This window comes from Microbacterium sp. HJ5 (assembly GCF_054824025.1).
Genome location: NZ_JSYE01000011.1, coordinates 96,781 through 113,075 on the forward strand (window position 1 = coordinate 96,781; position 16,295 = coordinate 113,075).

12 protein-coding genes and 1 pseudogene are annotated in these 16,295 nt (G+C 72.5%); 7 read left to right on the plus strand and 6 right to left on the minus strand.

Annotated features, from left to right (window positions below; translation table 11 throughout):
• Positions 1 to 4: 4 nt before the first annotated feature.
• A complete protein-coding gene (locus tag OB08_RS05205) occupies positions 5 to 2,449 on the plus strand; it encodes a CHAT domain-containing protein (RefSeq protein ID WP_461472834.1) in 2,445 nt (814 codons plus the stop codon).
• 228 nt (positions 2,450 to 2,677) lie between these two features.
• On the opposite strand, the gene OB08_RS05210 is transcribed toward OB08_RS05205, so the two are convergent.
• Positions 2,678 to 3,433: a LysR family transcriptional regulator substrate-binding protein gene (locus tag OB08_RS05210; RefSeq protein ID WP_461472836.1), complete on the minus strand. Its 756-nt coding sequence runs from the start codon at positions 3,431 to 3,433 to the stop codon at positions 2,678 to 2,680.
• A 34-nt stretch (positions 3,434 to 3,467) separates the two neighbouring features.
• Here OB08_RS05210 and OB08_RS05215 point away from each other — a divergent pair, with 34 nt between their 5' ends.
• The 4 genes from OB08_RS05215 to OB08_RS05230 all read left to right on the plus strand — a co-directional run bounded on the left by OB08_RS05215 (position 3,468) and on the right by OB08_RS05230 (position 8,408).
• A complete protein-coding gene (locus OB08_RS05215; protein ID WP_461472838.1) occupies positions 3,468 to 3,866 on the plus strand; it encodes a DUF1304 domain-containing protein in 399 nt (132 codons plus the stop codon).
• A gap of 131 nt (positions 3,867 to 3,997) precedes the next feature.
• Complete coding sequence (locus OB08_RS05220; RefSeq protein WP_461472840.1) at positions 3,998 to 4,474, plus strand: DUF2975 domain-containing protein; 477 nt, start codon at positions 3,998 to 4,000, stop codon at positions 4,472 to 4,474.
• A complete protein-coding gene (locus tag OB08_RS05225) occupies positions 4,474 to 4,746 on the plus strand; it encodes a helix-turn-helix domain-containing protein (protein ID WP_461472842.1) in 273 nt (90 codons plus the stop codon). The genes OB08_RS05220 and OB08_RS05225 overlap by 1 nt, the downstream gene beginning before the upstream one ends.
• Positions 4,743 to 8,408 carry an SCO7613 C-terminal domain-containing membrane protein gene (locus OB08_RS05230; RefSeq protein WP_461472843.1) on the plus strand — a complete coding sequence of 1,222 codons (3,666 nt, stop codon included), beginning with the start codon at positions 4,743 to 4,745 and terminating at the stop codon, positions 8,406 to 8,408. The genes OB08_RS05225 and OB08_RS05230 overlap by 4 nt, the downstream gene beginning before the upstream one ends.
• Positions 8,409 to 8,416: 8 nt before the next feature.
• On the opposite strand, the gene OB08_RS05235 is transcribed toward OB08_RS05230, so the two are convergent.
• Positions 8,417 to 8,824 (minus strand): transferase, encoded by a 408-nt coding sequence (locus OB08_RS05235; RefSeq protein ID WP_461472845.1) that lies wholly within the window; start codon positions 8,822 to 8,824, stop codon positions 8,417 to 8,419.
• A gap of 330 nt (positions 8,825 to 9,154) precedes the next feature.
• On the opposite strand from OB08_RS05235, the pseudogene OB08_RS05240 reads away from it, so the two are divergent.
• Positions 9,155 to 9,541 (plus strand): annotated as a pseudogene (locus OB08_RS05240) (MOSC domain-containing protein); the annotation flags it as partial.
• Between the two features lie 26 nt (positions 9,542 to 9,567).
• Here the strand turns inward: OB08_RS05240 and OB08_RS05245 are convergent.
• The gene (locus OB08_RS05245; protein ID WP_461472847.1) at positions 9,568 to 10,974 is read right to left on the minus strand and encodes an aminotransferase class III-fold pyridoxal phosphate-dependent enzyme; all 1,407 of its coding nucleotides are present in this window, start codon (positions 10,972 to 10,974) and stop codon (positions 9,568 to 9,570) included.
• Between the two features lie 171 nt (positions 10,975 to 11,145).
• On the opposite strand from OB08_RS05245, the gene OB08_RS05250 reads away from it, so the two are divergent.
• On the plus strand, positions 11,146 to 12,729 hold the full coding sequence (locus OB08_RS05250; RefSeq protein WP_461472849.1) for a PucR family transcriptional regulator: 1,584 nt from the start codon (positions 11,146 to 11,148) through the stop codon (positions 12,727 to 12,729).
• A 25-nt stretch (positions 12,730 to 12,754) separates the two neighbouring features.
• Here OB08_RS05250 and OB08_RS05255 read toward each other — a convergent pair whose 3' ends face one another.
• From OB08_RS05255 to OB08_RS05265, 3 genes are all read right to left on the minus strand, one after another.
• Positions 12,755 to 13,096: a cupin domain-containing protein gene (locus tag OB08_RS05255; RefSeq protein WP_461472851.1), complete on the minus strand. Its 342-nt coding sequence runs from the start codon at positions 13,094 to 13,096 to the stop codon at positions 12,755 to 12,757.
• Positions 13,093 to 14,529, minus strand: a complete 1,437-nt coding sequence (locus OB08_RS05260; RefSeq protein ID WP_461472853.1) for an NAD(P)/FAD-dependent oxidoreductase — start codon at positions 14,527 to 14,529, stop codon at positions 13,093 to 13,095. Before OB08_RS05260 ends, OB08_RS05255 begins: the two co-directional genes overlap by 4 nt.
• Positions 14,530 to 14,635: 106 nt before the next feature.
• Positions 14,636 to 16,291, minus strand: coding sequence for an amidohydrolase (locus OB08_RS05265; RefSeq protein ID WP_461472855.1), 1,656 nt, complete (start codon positions 16,289 to 16,291; stop codon positions 14,636 to 14,638).
• Positions 16,292 to 16,295 lie beyond the last annotated feature (4 nt).

Genomic DNA, 16,295 nt, shown 5'->3' on the forward strand with positions numbered 1-16,295 from the left:
GGGGATGACCCGCACGGCGGAGGAGCTCCATCGCGAGGCCGTGGACCTCGTGAACCGCGGCCGGTTCGACGCGGCGGCGGAGACCCTGTCGCATGCCGCCCGCGCGGCCGAGGAAGCCAACCTGCGCGCCCGAATCGCCGGCACGCAGGCGTATGTGATGGCACGGACCGGGCACGTCGCCGATGCCGAGCAGACCTGCCGCGAGGCGCTCGCGCTCGACGGACTGACCGAACACACCGTGGCGATCCTCGCCGGGCAGCTGGGCGCGCTCGCGCACGAGGGCGGGCGGCTCTCCGAGGCCGAGCGCTGGCTCACCCGCGCGATCGACGCGCTCGCAGACGATGCGGTCGCTCAGGCGAACACGCGCGTCAACCGCAGCCTCGTGCGCATGCAGCACCGACGCCTCGACGCGGCGGAGGACGACCTGCGAGCCGCGATGGAGGCCTTCGCCGCGGCAGGCATGCCGGTCGCCGAGGCCCAGGCCAGGCACAATCTCGGGTACGTCGCGATGCTGTCCGGCGATCTGGTCGGAGCGCTCCAGATCATGGTCAGTGCGGCCGCCATCGTGGGCGGGGACGGGCCCGTGAGCGCCGCCGTGGTCGACCTCGATCGCGCCGAGGTGCTGCGGGACGCGGGCCTCGCCACCGAGGCCGAGACGATCCTGGCGCGGGTCGCAACGACGTTCGGCGAACTGGACATGCCCCTCGATTCAGCCCAGTCGCGGCTGAATCTCGCGCGCTCACTACTGCATCACGCTCCCGAGCGCGCGGCTGTCGTCGCCGGCGAGGCGGCCGACGGTTTCCGTGCACTCGGCAACGACGCGTGGCTCGTCCGGGCGGAGGGCGTCCGGTTCCGGGCTCTCCTCACCGCCGGGCCGGACGAGGCGAAGCCGTCGCCCGGGGAGATCGCCGAGGTCGCGGCGCGGCTCGACCGTCACCGGTTCCGCAACGAGGCGGCGGCGCTGCGGCTGACGGAGGATCTCCGGCGTGCGGGCGATCGAGAGTCGCCGGCTCGTCGCATCCGTCCCCCGGCGTCAGCGTCGATCGAGGTGAGGCTGCTCGCGCAGGAGGCTCGCGCGGCTCGTGCTCGCGCGGCGGGGAGGCCCGCTCTCGTGCGACAGCACGCGGGCGATGGGCTGGCGATGCTCACGGACTGGCAGCAGTCCTTCGGCAGCCTCGACCTGCAGACCTCGGTCACCATGCACGCCACGGGACTGATGTTCGCGGGCCTTGTTTCGGCCGTGGACTCCGGACGCCCCGACGTCGTGTTCGAGTGGTCCGAGCGCGCGCGCCATCTGAGCCAGCAGGTGGTGCCGCTGCGCCCTCCTCCCGACCCGCACCTCGCCGAAGAGCTGGCGGAGCTGCGGATGATCCGCGCCGACGACCCGGGTGAGGAGTGGCTCGCGCAGCCGCGCGCGGCGGCGCTGCGGGAGCGCGCTCGCGAGCGCCAGTGGTCGGCGACCGGTGCCGCGGCACTCGAGCAGCCGGTGAGCCTGGACGAGCTGCGCTCGGCACTGCCCCCCGACACCGCGCACATCGGCTATGTCTACGCGCGACCGAAGCTCATCGCACTCGTGGTGACCGACGTGGGCGCCCACGTCGTGCCGCTCCCCGACTGGGACCGCGACCGCACCCTCAGGGGACTCCGCGCCGACCTCGACATGGCGGCGTCCGTGCGGTCGGGTCCGATGGCCGACGTCGTGCGACGCTCCCTGGATGCCCGTCTCGCCGAGTTGTCCCACGTCCTGCTCGACGAGCCCATCGCACGTGCGGGCCGCCGCAAGCTCGTCGTCACCGTGCCGGGTATCCTCGGCGGTGTCCCGTGGGGCATGCTCCCCGCCATGCGCGGCCACGCCTTCACGATGGCCGCCTCCGCATCGCGCTGGCTGCGCTCGCGCGAGACGCCGCGCGTCGCCGTGCGCGCGGGCTTCGCCGTGGGCCCGCGCGTCGCGCGCGGCGACGAGGAGGCCGAGACGGCGGCCGCATGGTGGCCCGGCGCCACGGTGCTGCGGGGGAGCGAGGCATCCGTCGATCGCGTCACCGCCCTCGCGTCGCAGGTCGACGTGCTCCACGTCGCCGCCCACGGGCGCCACGCCGTCGACAACCCCCTGTTCTCCGGACTCGAGCTCGCCGACGGCACCCTGTTCGGCTACGACATCGACCTCATGCCCGAGGTTCCCGACACGGTCGTGCTGTCCGCGTGCGAGGTCGGCCGCTCATCGGTGCGGTGGGGCGAGGAGGCGATCGGGATGACGCGCATCTGGCTGCACGCCGGCACGCAAAGTGTGATCGCGGCCCCCGTCATCGTCGCCGACGACGCGGCGTGCGAGCTGCTGGGGGCGATGCACGAAGGTCTCGCGGGCGGGAGACCGCCGTCGGAGGCGCTCGCCGGGGCCGCCGAGCGGACCGGGATCGTCGCGCCGTTCCAGGTGCACGGCTCAGGTTTCTAGCAGCATCCGGAGAATTCTTCGGCGGAGATGTATCACGGGGCGGGGCGGCCGCTCTTGGTCATCGGATCTGCTCACGCGCGATGGCATCTGGGGTGTCGTCGCTGGGAGCGGGGGGCCGCCTCTTGGGGAGAGCGTCTGGGGACGTGCGGTCCACGGAGCGGATCCGTCGGGGGATGTCGCAGAGACCCAGGTCGGCGACATCCCCCGATCTTCGCCTCCGGAGCGAGCTCAGCTGCGCGACGAGTTCGCGGTGCGTCCACGCACGACGCCGACGAAGGTCTCGACGCCCACGGTCGTGCGCTCGGCGACCCATGCGAGGGCCACGGTCGACATCGGCCCGTCCTTCAGCGGCCGGTGCTCCACGTCCTTGCGATGGTGCAGGCGTGCGAGCGACATCGGCACGATGACCACGCCTACGCCCGCGGCGACCGTCGCGATCGCCGCGGCGGTGTCGGCCGGGGGAGCGAAGGCAGGGATGACCGCGCCGGGCACGCGCAGGCCGAGCACGTCGTCGCCCGGCGCGATGACGACCTCGCCCGTGAGGTCTTCGAGGGTCAGCTCATCGGCGGCCGTGAGGTGCGAGTCGGCTCCCATGACGACCACGGGCACCTCGTCGTAGAGGGGGATGACGTGCAGGCCGTCCCGGTCGATCGGCAGACGCACGAGCGCTGCATCCACGGCCCCGGACAGGAGCTCCGCGCGCTGGTCGGGGACGGCCAGCGGCACCAGGTCGAGGTCGATGCCCGGCATGCGCTCGTGCCACGCGTCGATCCACTTGCCCGGCGTCGCGCCCGGGATCGCGCCGAGCACGAAGGGTCCCTCGTACGCGGGCTCGGCGGGAGCCGCGGACGCCGGCCTCGGCTTCGCAGCGGGCTTCCGCGCGGGCGCCCGGCCGCCGGAGGCGCCGCCGCGGGCGGTGCGGCGGGACGAGGCATCCCGCCCCGATCTGCCCCTCCGGGGCTGCGAACCACCGCTCTTGGCCATGTCGTTCAGCGTAGCCGGGCGCTATCGTTCGCTCATGGTCGCGATCCTCGCCACGGTCTTCGCCGCACTGGCTGCCCTCCTGCACGTCTACATCTTCGTGATGGAGAGCGTGCAGTGGACACAGCCCAAGATCTGGAAGAGGTTCGGCGTCGCCGACCAGACGGCCGCCGAGATCACGAAGCCGATGGCCTACAACCAGGGCTTCTACAACCTGTTCCTCGCGATCGGCACCGCCATCGGCCTCGTGCTGTTCCTGTCGGGCGCCGAGGACTCGGCGCTGCGAGCCGCCGGGCTCGCGCTCGTGCTGTTCAGCCTCGGGTCGATGGTCGCCGCGTCACTCGTGCTGCTCACGACCGGCATGAAGTACCTGCGCGCCGCGCTCACGCAGGGAACGCTGCCGCTCATCGGCTTCGTGCTGTTCCTCTTCGCCTGACGGCTCGGACGCGAGCTCCGCCGATCCGGCGGCGTCTTCGCGCACGCCCGCGCACCGACAGGGTTGTCTCGAAAGTCGATGGAAAGCTATTGTTTATCGATAGATCCATGCCGAGTGTCGATAGGTGACCCATGCAACGTCGAACCATCCTGGTGCTCAAGGCGCTGATCGCGCTCCTTCTGCTGCTGCTCCTCGCGTGCCAGCTGTTCGTGATTCCCGCGGTCGCGGCCCAGTCGGCGTGGCGCTACCACGAGATCGCCTATCTGCAGGTGCCGGGCATCGTCATCGGCATCCTGTTCCTGGTCTGCGTGCAGGTCGTCCTGCTGTGCGTATGGCGGCTGCTGTCGCTCGTGAGCGCGGACGGCATCTTCAGCGAGAGCGCGTACCCGTCGGTCGACGTGAGTCTGGGCGCGGTCGCCGGCGCGACGCTCCTCGTCGCGATCACCCTCGTCACGCTGTTCGCATCGGGCGTGATGACCCCTTCGATCCTCCTCCTGTGCGTGCTCGGCATCGTCGTCGGGGCCGGCCTGTCGCTCCTCATCGTCGTGCTCCGCGGACTGCTGAAGAAGGCGTCGCAGCTCGAGCACGACCTGTCGGAGGTGGTGTGATGCCGATCGTCATCAACCTCGACGTCGAGCTCGCCAAGAAGAAGATGTCGGTGGCCGACTTCGCGGCGGCGATCGACATCACCCCGGCGAACGTGTCCGTGCTCAAGAACGGCCGTGCCAAGGCGATCCGCTTCACGACGCTCGACGCCATCTGCCGCGTGCTCGACTGCCAGCCCGGTGACATCCTCGTGTGGGTCGAGGGAGATGAGCGCATCGAAGGCGACGGCGACGGCGCCGGGGTCGCCGGTACGAGCGCGGAGGGCCTCTCGTGAACGCGCTCGCGACGACCCGCGTGCCCGCGTGGAGCAGGGCGGCGCTCGCAGGACTGCGCGACACGGCGTCGTGCCCCCTTTGCGGGGCGGCGCTCGGCGGTCAGACGTGCGAGCGGTGCGGGGCCGACTACCGCGAGATCGGCGGCGAGCTGTGGGATGCCTCGCACGCCGCCATCGAGGCGCTCGAGGCTCGTCAGGGCGTGCTCGACCGGGTGGCGCAGCGCCCGGCGCCGGCGGACGCACTGCCGCCCACCGCGCCGGTCCCGCCGGCGTCGATCGGACCGGTCCCGGCGCCCGCCGCCGCCCCGCGGGCGAGTGCGACGGTGCAGTCGGTGCTCGCGGTGGCCGGCGCGGGTCTGGTCGCGGTCGCGGCCGTCGTGTTCACGTTCTTCAACCCCGACCTCACGGACGGGACGATCCGCGGACTGCTCGTCGGCGCCGTGACCGCCGTGTTCCTGGTGGGTGCCGCCGCGCTTGCGCGGCGGGGGCTGCAGTTCTCGGCGGAAGCCGTCGGCGCACTGGGCCTGGTCTTCCTCGGGCTAGACATCCAGGCGCTCACCGGGATCAGCCCGCGGGAGCCGTGGGCCGTCGCCGCCGGGGCCACCTTCGGCGTGGCGGCGCTCCTGGGGGTGTGGGCGCTGCGCCGCCGCATCCGGGTGTGGCTGTGGGGTGCGCTGGTGGCGCTGGCGCTCGTCCCGGCGATGGCGGGGTATGCGATCGGGCTCCCGGTCGTCGGCCACCTCGGCGTCGCCCTCGCCGCCTTCGGGCTCATCGCCACGACGGGACTCCTCGACCGGTGGTGGGGTGAGCCGCTGCGGGCCGAGCGTGCCACGCTCACCGTGGTGCAGCTCGTCGCAGTCGGGGTCGCGCTGATCCAGGGCTGGGTCTTCGGCGCGTTCCCGCCCCCGTACGCCCTCATGGCGCTGTGCATCTGCCTCGTCGTGTCGGCCGCGCTGTCGCTCGTGTCGACTCGTCACCCGGCAGGCGGCCTGTGGAGCTTCCTCGCCGGGGCGGCGGGCACCGCGGCCGCTGCCGTCGTACCGGCCCTGCTCGTGCCCGATGCCGACCTCGGCGACGGGGCGGTCGCGGTCGTCCCGGCCGCTGCGATGGCGGGCGCGATCTTCTGGGCGCTGCTCGTCCCCGCGCCGGGCGCGGTGCGCCGCGGCCTGCTGTGCGCGGGGGCGCTCGCGGTGGTGGGAGTCACGGCGATCGCTCCGGTCGCGTCGGCGATGCTGATCGGCGCAGCCACGTTGCTCACCGGCGCCGCACTCGCGTCCACCGACACCGCTGTCGCCACGACCCTGGGCCTTGCGAGCGTCGCGATCGGGCTGCCGGCGTTCGCGCTGCTGCGCGAGCGCCTCCACCCGATCCGCGTCGAGGCCGATCGACCCGCACCGCTCGGCACTCTGTGGGTCGGCCACCTGGGCCTGTGGTTCGGCGTGCTGTCGACCCTCACCCTGCCGTGCATCCCCGGGCTCGCGCTGTGGGCCCGTGTGGCGCTGGGTCTCGTGCTCGGCTCTGCCGCGGCGCTCGCTGTATCCTTCACGCCCCGCGTGCGTAGGTCATCGATCTCGGTCCGCGTGCCGTTCGTCATCGGCGCCCACCTTCTCGCGGTGCTCTCGACCGTCCTGTCGTGGCACGGGGGGCTCGAGCTCGCCGCGCTCGCCGGCCCGGCGGTCGTGGCCGCCGTGGCCGTCCTGGCGCGGTCGGTTCCGGCTCGTGCGCGCTTCCTGCATGTCGCGGTCGGGTACGCCTACGCCCTCGTCGTCCTCGCCGCCCTCCTCTTCCTTCAGGGTGTCGAGGGTGTGGCGCTGGTCTGCCTGACGACCTCGGCCGGCGCCGTCGCGGCGGTCGTCGCGACCTTCGTGCCGCGCGTGTCCGCGCAGGCATGGCAGGCGATCCTCGTCGTGACGTCGGTGCCGTTCGTGGTCGGCGTCGCGCAGGTCGTCTTCGAGCGCAGCGGCTGGACTGCGCTCTCGACGGCGCTGATCTTCCTGCTCGCTCTGACGCTCGTGCACACGAAGCGTGCCGGGCTCGTTCTGCCTGTGCGGCTCGCAGCGGCGGCGATCCTCGTGCCGTCGCTCGCGGTCGTGGTGGTGTGTCTGGGCGCCCAGCTGCTGGTCGCGAGCGGCTCGCCCGTGGTGCTGCCCCTCATCGCGCTGATCGTCGCCGTCGTGCTGCCGTGCGGTCCGCTCGTGCGCGCCGCGCTCGCGCCGCGGATCGGCGAGCGGGATGCCGCGCTCGTCCGCATCGCCATCGAGGCGTCGACGCTGGTCACCTCCGGCATCGCCGTGATGCTGTCGCTGGTGCGCGACGCCGCCGGTCTCTCGACGGCGCTGACCGTCCTGGTGATCCTCGGGGTCGGTGGCGTGGCGACCGCGCTGCGCGGCGGTCGCCGATACGGCTGGTGGCTGGCCGCAGCCTCGTTCACCGGCGCGCTCTGGTGCGCCTGGGGAATCGCGGGCGTCGTCGCGGTCGAGCCCTACCTCCTGCCGCCGGCGCTCGGGGCCGCGGTCGTGGGGGCGGCCCTGACGGCCCGGGGCCTGCCCGGGGTGCGCCTCTATACCGCGGGTCTGCTGGCGGCGGTCGTGCCGCTGGTGGTGCTGCTCGCGGTGTCGGGATCGCCCGTCCGCGCCGTCGCGTTCGTGGCCGCGTCCTGGGTTCTCGTCCTGGTCGGTGCGGTGCTCGGCCGTGGATCCGGCGTCGTCGCGAGCGCGCTGCGCCCGCTCCGCTCGGTGACCTTCGCGATGGCGATCGCGGCGGGTGCCGCCGGTGCCGTCGAGGCGGTGCGGCTCGGCCTCGGCCGGGATCCGGCGCCGGAGGGCGTGCTCCTCGTCTTCGCGTGCCTCGCGCTGGGCATCGCCGGCGCCGTTCCGGCGGCGCTCGCCGCGCGAGGCATCCGCTCGGGTGCGGTGGACGGCTCACGCGTGCACGATTCGAGGTGGCTCCTCGCGCCCGCGCTCGCCTACGTCTCGGTCGCGGCGTGGCCGGCGATCGAGCGGGATTGGACTACGATCTGGACGCTGTGGGCCCTCATGATGTGCCTGCTGGCGTTCCTCGTCGCGGTCGCGCGCGTCGGTCTTCGCCGCCCCACGGGGCTGCCGCCCGTGTGGTTCGTGTTCGGACTCGCGTTCGTGACGGCCGTCGTCGCCTGGAGCCCGCGCGACCTGCGGGTGGAGTGGTTCTCGCTGCCCCTCGGTGCGGCGCTGCTCGTCGCCGGGGCGCTCGCCATGAAGCCGGAGGCGACGGATGCCGCACCCCGCGCGATCCGGCCGGGGAGGCTCTCCGACTGGTCGGCGGGGTGGACGGGGTCGTGGGCGCTCCTCGCGCCCGGCATCGTCGTGACGCTGAGCGCCTCGATCGCCGCGACGTTCACCGACCCGCTCACGTGGCGGGCGATCCTGGTGATCGTGCTCGCGCTGGCGGCGATCCTCGTCGGGGCGAGCCGCCGGCTGGCGGCGCCGTTCCTCATCGGCATCGTTGTTCTGCCGGTGGAGAACGTCCTCGCCTTCGCGGTGCAGATCGGCCGCGGCATCGAGTCGATGCCGTGGTGGGTGACGCTCGCCGTGGTCGGAGCCGTGCTCCTCATCATCGCGGTGACATACGAGCGTCGCGCGGGCGAGGAGAGCGGCATCGCCGCGCGGCTGCGCGACCTCGCCTGACGGCGGGTCTACGCCGCGAGGCGCAGCCCGCGCTGGTCGGTCGCGACGCGCTCGCCGTCGGCGATGGTCTCGTCGTCGCCGATGAGCGACCCGACGGCCACGCGTGCCTCGCTGCCGACGTGAGTGCGGACGCCGATCTTCGCGCCTGCGCCGATGGCGGCGCGAGGACCGATGTGCGCGTGCGGCGCGATGTCTGCGTCAGGGCCGATCACGGCATCCGACTCGACCCACGCGCCGCGGCCGACGTGCGCGCCCGCGGCGATCTGCACGCCCGGCTCGACATACGCCCCCGCTTCGACGATGGCGCTCGGATGCACCTTGGCGCCGTGCGCGATGAGGCCTCGACCGTTGACGTGCTTGCGGTAGCGCAGCGTCTCGCCACGGTCGTTCTCGATGTCGACGTAGTTCTTGCCCACAGTCCCCTCCTGCAGCACCGGATAGTGCTGAGTACAGGAATAACGACATTCCCTGACTATTCATTCCCGTGCATCCGTCTCCCTGGATGCACCGGTTGTTCGTCACCCCGTCCTGTTCGGATTCCATCGCATGAGAGCCGCCGGCACCTCCCTCTTGCTTTTTCGGCGATTGTGGTCGTCGTCCGACTGCTCGCGCTCCTGAGCCGGCTTCACGTGATGTCCCGGCGGCAGCGCGCCTGACCCGCGGTAGCGTTCTTCGATGCAGGTGACCCGGCTCCGTGTGCATCCCGTGAAGTCCTTCGCCGGCCCGGCGACCACGTCACCCTCGCCGATGTGGGTCCGCTCCTGCTCACCAGCGAAGCATCGATGGCGCAGCTCAACCGGTGGACGTCCGATGAGGCACCCGAGCTCGACATCGTCCGCTTCCGCCCGAACGTGGTGGTCGACGGCGACCCCGCGGCTCCGTTCGCGGAAGACGACTGGCGCTCAGTGACGCTCGGAGAGGTGCGGTTCCGGGTGAGCGGTGTCTGCGACCGGTGCGTCATGACCACGATCGACCCCGTGACGCTCGAGCGCGGCAAGGAGCCCATCCGCACGCTCGCGAAGCACCGCCGCTGGGACGGCAAGACGTGGTTCGGCATCTGGCTCGTGCCCGACCTCGCCGGTGCGTCGGATCCGCCGGAGATCCGCGTGGGCGACGCGGTCGTGCCCGGCTGACGCAGCAGCGCCGCGCGCCGCTGACGTCAGCCGGCGAACCGGTCGGCGTGCGACAGCGCCCGGTCGATGACGTCGAGGCCCCGCACGAGCTCGTCCTCCGCGATGACGAGCGGCGGCGCCACGTGCACCCGGTTGAAGTGCGTGAACGGCCAGACGCCGTCGCGCTTGCACGCCGCGGCGACCGCGGCGACGGGTGCGGCATCCGCTCCGCTCGCGTTGAACGGGACGAGCGGCTCGCGCGTGACGCGGTCGCGCACCAGTTCGATCGCCCAGAACAGCCCCATGCCCCGGACGTCGCCGACCGACGGATGCCGCGTCGCGAGGTCGCGCAGGCGCGGTTCGACGACGCGCGAGCCGAGGTCGCGGACGCGCTCGAGGATGCCGTCGCGCTCGAACACGTCGAAGGTCGCGACGCCGGCCGCACACGCGAGCGGGTGGCCCGAGTACGTGAGTCCGCCGGGGAACGCCATCGTGTCGAAGTGGGCGGCGATGCGATCCGAGATCACGACACCGCCGAGCGGCACGTAGCCCGAGTTCACGCCCTTCGCGAACGTGATGAGGTCGGGCACGACGTCGAACGCCTGGAAGGCGAACCACTCTCCGACGCGGCCGAAGCCCACCATGACCTCGTCGGCGATGTAGACGATGCCGTAGCGGTCGCACAGTGCACGGACGCCGGCGAGGTAGCCGGGAGGCGGCACCAGCACGCCGTTCGTGCCGACGATCGTCTCGATCACGATCGCCGCGATGGTCGAGGCTCCCTCGAGCACGATCGTCTGCTCGAGATGCTCGAGCGCCCGCTGCGCCTCTTCCTCCGGCGACGTCGCGTGGAAAGCGGAGCGGTAGGGGTACGGGCCGAAGAACTTGGCGACCGACCCGTCGGCGGGCTCGTTGGGCCAGCGCCGCGGGTCTCCGGTGAGCGCGATCGCCGTCGACGTGTTGCCGTGATAGCTGCGGTACATCGACAGCACCTTGCGGCGGCCCGTGACCAGCCGCGCCATGCGTACGGCATTCTCGTTCGCGTCCGCGCCGCCGTTGGTGAAGAACACCTTCTCCATGCCCTCGGGCGCCACGCCGGCGATGCGCCGCGCGAGCTCGCCGCGCACGTCGTTCGCCATCGAGGGCTGGATCGTCGCGAGACGGCCCGCCTGCCGCTGGATCGCATCGACGAGATCCGGATGTCCGTGCCCGAGGTTCAGGTTCACCAGCTGCGAGCTGAAGTCTAGGTACGCATTGCCCGCGTAATCCCAGAACGTCGCCCCCTCGCCGGTGGCCACGGGCAGCGGATCGATGACCGCCTGCGCGCTCCACGAGTGGAAGACGTGCCCGCGGTCGTCGGCGCGCACGCGCGCGTCGGCCTCGAGATCGGGCAGGGTCCGGGCCGCGCCGACGCGGTCGACGTAGGCGGCTTCGCGAGACAGCGTTTCGGTCATCAGAGGAGACTCCCAGAGGCCGTCCGGACAGATCGACCGGACATGGTTTAGGCTGAGCGGGCCCAGTTTGTCAGAGTAGAAGTTGGTGCAACGGTGCCCGACCGTCGCGAAGATCGATCGATCCATACGGAACGTCTGGTCGCCGGATCAGCCCTCGAGACCCTCCCCACGGTGCGGGAGGTGATCTCGCTGGACGCCGTCGCCCAGGGAGTGCCCGAGGTGCTCGTCGGGGACGAGGCGCTGGATCGCCGCGTGCGGTGGCTGCACGTGTCCGACAACGCCGGGGTCGCCCGGCTGCTCGACGGCGGTGAGCTGCTGCTGTCGACCGGCTCGTCGTGGCCGGAGGACCCCGCCGACCTGCGCCGGTTCATCGGCGAGCTCGACGACGCCGGTCTCGCGGGCCTCATCCTCGAACTCGGAACCCACTACCGCTACGTGCCCGCCGTCATCGTCGACGCCGCGCGTGAGCGGGGACTCGCGCTCATCATCCTGCACCGCGAGCTGAAGTTCATCACCATCACCGAGGCCGTGCACGGCCGCATCATCACCGGGCAGAGCGACGCGCTGCGATCGAGGGACGAGGTGCGCGAGCGGTTCACGGCGCTCGTCCTGCGGGGCTCGCCCGCCGACTTCATCGTCCACCAGATGGCGCAGACCCTCGGCGCGCCGGTGATCCTCGAGAACCGGGGCCACGAGATCGTCGCCGCCGAAGTCCCGCTCGCGCTCGAGGAGGAGCTCTTCACCGAGTGGGAGCTCCGCTCGCGGTCTGCGCATCGCCGGGCCGAGCAGCGCCGCGAGAGGGGAGCGGCGCCCGGGCCGGAGGACTGGCTCATCGTTCCCGTCGAGGCGCGAGGAGTCCGCTGGGGTACGCTCATCGCCCTCCCCGGACCCGATCATCCCGCCGGGCGCACCGCCGTGCTCGAGCAGGGTGCGATCGCACTCGCGGTCGGCCGCCTCGCCGACGGCGAGTCCGACGAATGGGGTCGCATCGGCCGCCGCCGGCTCATCGACGGCCTCCTCGCGGGCCGCTTCGCCGGCGCGGGCGGCGCCGCGGCGCGCCTCGAGGCCGCCGGGCTGCCGCTGCGCGGCGCGCACCTCTACGGCATCGTCGTCTCGGGGGTCGCCGTTCCGGCAGAGCGAGCGGATGCCGCGGCCCGCGCCCTCCGCGGGAGGGCCCTCGCCGGGTCGGCGCCCGACGGCGTCCCGGCGCCGGCGACCGCGCTGCTGCTCTCGGTGCCCGCCGCCACCGCGTTCGACGACGCCGCGGCGCTCGCGTTCGCGGCGGCGCTCGCCGAACCGGCCGACGTCGACCGGATGACACTGTCGGTGGGAAGGCTGGCCGAGGGGCTGGACCCAGCCCTCGCCTCGCTCCACGACGCGGTGGACCTGGCCCGCGGACGGCGCCGGCGGCCCGGCAAGGGCCCGCACCTGCGGCGGGCCGAGAACCGGCCGCTCGTGCAGCTGGTGACGGCGCTGCGCGACGACCATCGCGTGATCGAGCACGGCGAGCGGATGCTGGCCCCCCTGATCGTGCACGACCTGACGCGCACCGGCGACCTGCTGGACGTCCTCGAGGCGATGCTCGCGCATCCGGGCAACCGCACGGCCGCGGCATCCGCTTCGCATCTCTCGCGCTCGGTGTTCTACCAGCGCATCGCGCTCATCGAGGAGCTGCTCGGCGTCGATCTCGACGACGGCGAGACGCAGACCGCTCTGCACCTTGCGCTGCTGGTGCGCCGCTCCGCCGGACGCTGAGCTCGCCCGCGGGCGCGGCGCCGGGTTACGCCAGGTAGACCTTGCGCAGGGTCTCGCGCACGGTCCAGACCGTGCGCATGCCCGCCTCGAGGCGCACGATCGAGCCGGGCTGCAGGTCGATAGCGGGCAGGGAGGGGTCGGTGAACTTCACGGTCGCCCGCCCGGCCACGACGACGAAGACCTCGTCGATCTCGGTGTCGGACATCGCGCCGGGGGTCATCTCCCACACCCCGATGCCCATGTCCTCGTCGAGGTCGACCGAGCCGGTCGCGGGCGACCCTGCGACGACCTGCCCCGCGGGCACGGCGGTGAGCGGCACGTCGACCTCGGTCGCGGTGACGAGGACGCCGGCGTCCAGTTCGGTCATGAGTCGAACCCCAATCCGAGGGCGTCGAGGGTCTTCAGCAGCAGGTTGCGGCGCCCGCGGTCGTGGTCGGCGCGGTCGAGCGACCACCGGGTCGCGTTGATGCCGATCGCCGCGGCCGGCTCCGGAGGGAAGGGCAGCGGGCGCTTGCGCACCATCTCGAGCTCGGTGCGCTCCGTGCGCTCGCCCGCGAGGAGGTCGAGCATCACGTCCGCGGCGAAGCGGGTTGCGGCGACGCCGAGGCCGGTGAAGCCCGCGGCGTAGGCCACGCGTTCCTGCCGCGCGGTGCCGAAGAAGGCGCAGAACTGCGTGGACGTGTCGATCGCCCCGGCCCACCGGTGCGTGAAGCGCAGGCCGTCGAGCTGCGGGAAGGTCGTGAAGAAGTGGCTCGCGAGCTTCTCGAACGTCCCGGGACGGCTCTCGTACTGCGACCGCACGCGGCGGCCGTAGTGGTAGACGGCGTCGTAGCCGCCGAACAGGATCCGGTTGTCGCGGCTCAGGCGGTAGTAGTGGAACTGGTTCGCCAGATCGCTGATGCCCTGCCGGTCGCCCCACCCGATGTCGTCGAGCTGGTCGTCCGAGAGCGGCTCGGTCATGAGGGCGTAGTCGTACACGGGGACCGTCATCAGCCGGTTGCGCTTGAGCAGCGACGGGAAGACGTTCGTCGCGAGTGCGACGCGGGGCGTGGTGATGCGGCCGTGGGTCGTCACCACCTTCACCGCCTCGCCCGAATCGTCGATCGCGTGCACGGGCGAGCCCTCGAAGATCTCGACCCCGGCCTCCTCGGCGGCGCGGGCCAGGCCCGCCGCGAGTTTGCCCGGGTGCACGATCGCGGTCGAGCGCTGCTCCCACACGGCCCCGAGGTAGGTGGGTGAGGCGACGGATGCCTGCACCTCGGCCTCGCTGAGACGCACCACTCCCTCTTCACCGCGGGCCGCGGCATCCGCTGCCCATTCGTCGAGCCACTCGAGCTGGTGCGCTTCGGTCGCCACGCCCAGCGAGCCGACGCGCTCCCAGTCGGCGTCGATGCCGTAGCGGGCGATGTCCTCGCCCATCGCGTCGAGGTTCTCGAGCCCGAGCTCGTCGAGGCGATCGATCTCGTCCGGCCAGCGGCTCAGGCCGTTGTCGCGGCCGTGCGTGAGACTCGCCTCGCAGAAGCCGCCGTTGCGACCGGACGCCGCCCAGCCGACCGTCCGCGCCTCGACGACGACGACCCTGCGGTCGGGATCGCGGCGCTTGGCCTGCAGCGCCGTCCACAGGCCGGTGTAGCCCGCGCCGACGACCACCAGGTCTGCCGTCGACTCGGCCGACACCCGCGGCCGCGCGGGGGCCCCGGGAAGGTCGTCGAGCCAGAACACGCTCTGACGCGCGCCCGCGAGGCTGTGCGAGATAACGGATGCTGCCGGCCGCTGTCGTTCGAAGACGGTCGTGCCCACGGGTATCACTCCCTGTTCGGTCGGGGTCTGCTTCGATCCTCGCGGTCGCCGCAGGCCGACGCGACCCCCGCCCTGTCGCAATCCCCGTCGGGTGCCGGACGCCCTGTCAGGCGTCGGGCGCGGCGTAGACGCGACGACCCTCGACGAAGGTCTGCAGCACGCGCGTCGCACCGATCTCGTCGGCGGGCCCGTCGAACGGGTCGCGGTCGAGCACCGCGAGGTCGGCGAGCCTGCCAACCTCGATCGTGCCGGTGGTCTCGTCGAGATGGTTCACCCACGCCGACCCCGCGGTGTACGCGGTGAGCGAGGTCGCGAGGTCGATCGCCTGCTCGGGGAGGAACGGCTCGTACTCGCCCTCCTCCTCACCGGGCGCGGACAGGCGGTTCACTGCGACGTGGATCGCCGCCAGCGGGTTCGGCGTCGACACCGACCAGTCGCTGCCGGCCGCCAGCACCGTGCCGGCGCGCAGCAGGTCGCCGAACGGGTACTGCCAGGCGCTCCGCGGATCACCGAGGAACGGCAGGGTCAGGTCGACCATCTGGGGCTCGAGCGCCGCCCACAGCGACTGCATGTTGGCGGCGACGTCGAGCTGACGGAAACGCGGGATGTCTTCGGGGTGGACGACCTGGATGTGCGCGATGTGGTGACGGTTGTCGCCGCGCCCGTTGCGCTCGATCGCGTGCTCGACGGCGTCGAGGCACTCGCGGACGGCGCGGTCGCCGATCGCGTGGAAGTGCACCTGGAAGCCCTCGGCGTCGAGGAAGGGGACCGCCTCGTTGAGCACCGCGGGATCGACGAACGATATGCCGGAGTTGTCGGTGAAGTGGCCGTGCCCGTCGCAGTAGGGCTCGAGCATCGAGGCGGTGAAGTTCTCGGCCACCCCGTCCTGCATGACCTTCACGCTCGTCGCGGCGAACCGGCCGCCGCGGTAGCGCTCGCGCTTCTCGAGGATCGACGGGAGCTGCTCGAGGCCCTGCGTGCGGTCCCACCAGATCGCCCCGACGACCCGCGCGGTGAGCGTGCCGTCGGCGGCGGCTTTCAGGTACGCCGGGCCGGGGTCGCCGGCGTCGCCGTACGAGCCGACGATCGCGTCCTGCCACGCCGTGATGCCGTACGAGTGAAGGTGGCGCTGGCCGACGAGGAGCGCTTCGGTGAGGCGTTCGAGCGGCTCCTCGGGAAGGTGGCGGTTCACCAGACCCATCGCGCCCTCGTGGAGGGTGCCCGACGGGTTGCCGTCGGCGTCGCGCTCGATGCGCCCGTCGGCCGGGTCGGGGGTGTCGCCGTCGATGCCGGCCAGGCGCAGCGCCGCCGAGTTCACCCATGCGCCGTGGCCGTCGCGGTTCGGGAAGAACGCGGGGCGGTCGGCGATCACCGTGTCGAGGGCGGCCGCCGTGGGCGTGCCTCCGGGGAACGCCGACATCTGCCAGCCGCCGCCGAGGATCCACTCGTCGTCGGGGTGCGCCGCGACGTAGGCGCCGATCGCCTCGAGGTACTCTGCGGCCGTGCCGAGCGCCGACAGGTCGCAGCGGAGCATGTCGAGCCCGCCCCACACCGGATGCACGTGGGCGTCCTGGAACCCCGGCAGCAGCATCCGTCCTCGCAGATCGACGAGCTCGGTCTTCGGTCCGACGAGGTCGCGCACGTCGTCTCCGCCGACCGCGACGATCCGGCCGTCGGTCACCGCGACGGTGCGGGCACGTGAGCGGACGGTGTTCGCGGTGAACACCGGCCCGCCGGTGAAGACGAGGTCGGCGTAGGCCATGGGT

What these genes read in the sequence shown, in the direction of transcription:
- OB08_RS05205 (WP_461472834.1), top strand. Translation starts at nt 5, where the DNA reads ATGACCCGCACGGCGGAGGAGCTCCATCGCGAGGCCGTGGACCTCGTG.
- OB08_RS05210 (WP_461472836.1), bottom strand. Translation starts at nt 3,433, where the DNA reads ATGGCCAAGAGCGGTGGTTCGCAGCCCCGGAGGGGCAGATCGGGGCGG.
- OB08_RS05215 (WP_461472838.1), top strand. Translation starts at nt 3,468, where the DNA reads ATGGTCGCGATCCTCGCCACGGTCTTCGCCGCACTGGCTGCCCTCCTG.
- OB08_RS05220 (WP_461472840.1), top strand. Translation starts at nt 3,998, where the DNA reads ATGCAACGTCGAACCATCCTGGTGCTCAAGGCGCTGATCGCGCTCCTT.
- OB08_RS05225 (WP_461472842.1), top strand. Translation starts at nt 4,474, where the DNA reads ATGCCGATCGTCATCAACCTCGACGTCGAGCTCGCCAAGAAGAAGATG.
- OB08_RS05245 (WP_461472847.1), bottom strand. Translation starts at nt 10,974, where the DNA reads ATGACCGAAACGCTGTCTCGCGAAGCCGCCTACGTCGACCGCGTCGGC.
- OB08_RS05255 (WP_461472851.1), bottom strand. Translation starts at nt 13,096, where the DNA reads ATGACCGAACTGGACGCCGGCGTCCTCGTCACCGCGACCGAGGTCGAC.
- OB08_RS05265 (WP_461472855.1), bottom strand. Translation starts at nt 16,291, where the DNA reads ATGGCCTACGCCGACCTCGTCTTCACCGGCGGGCCGGTGTTCACCGCG.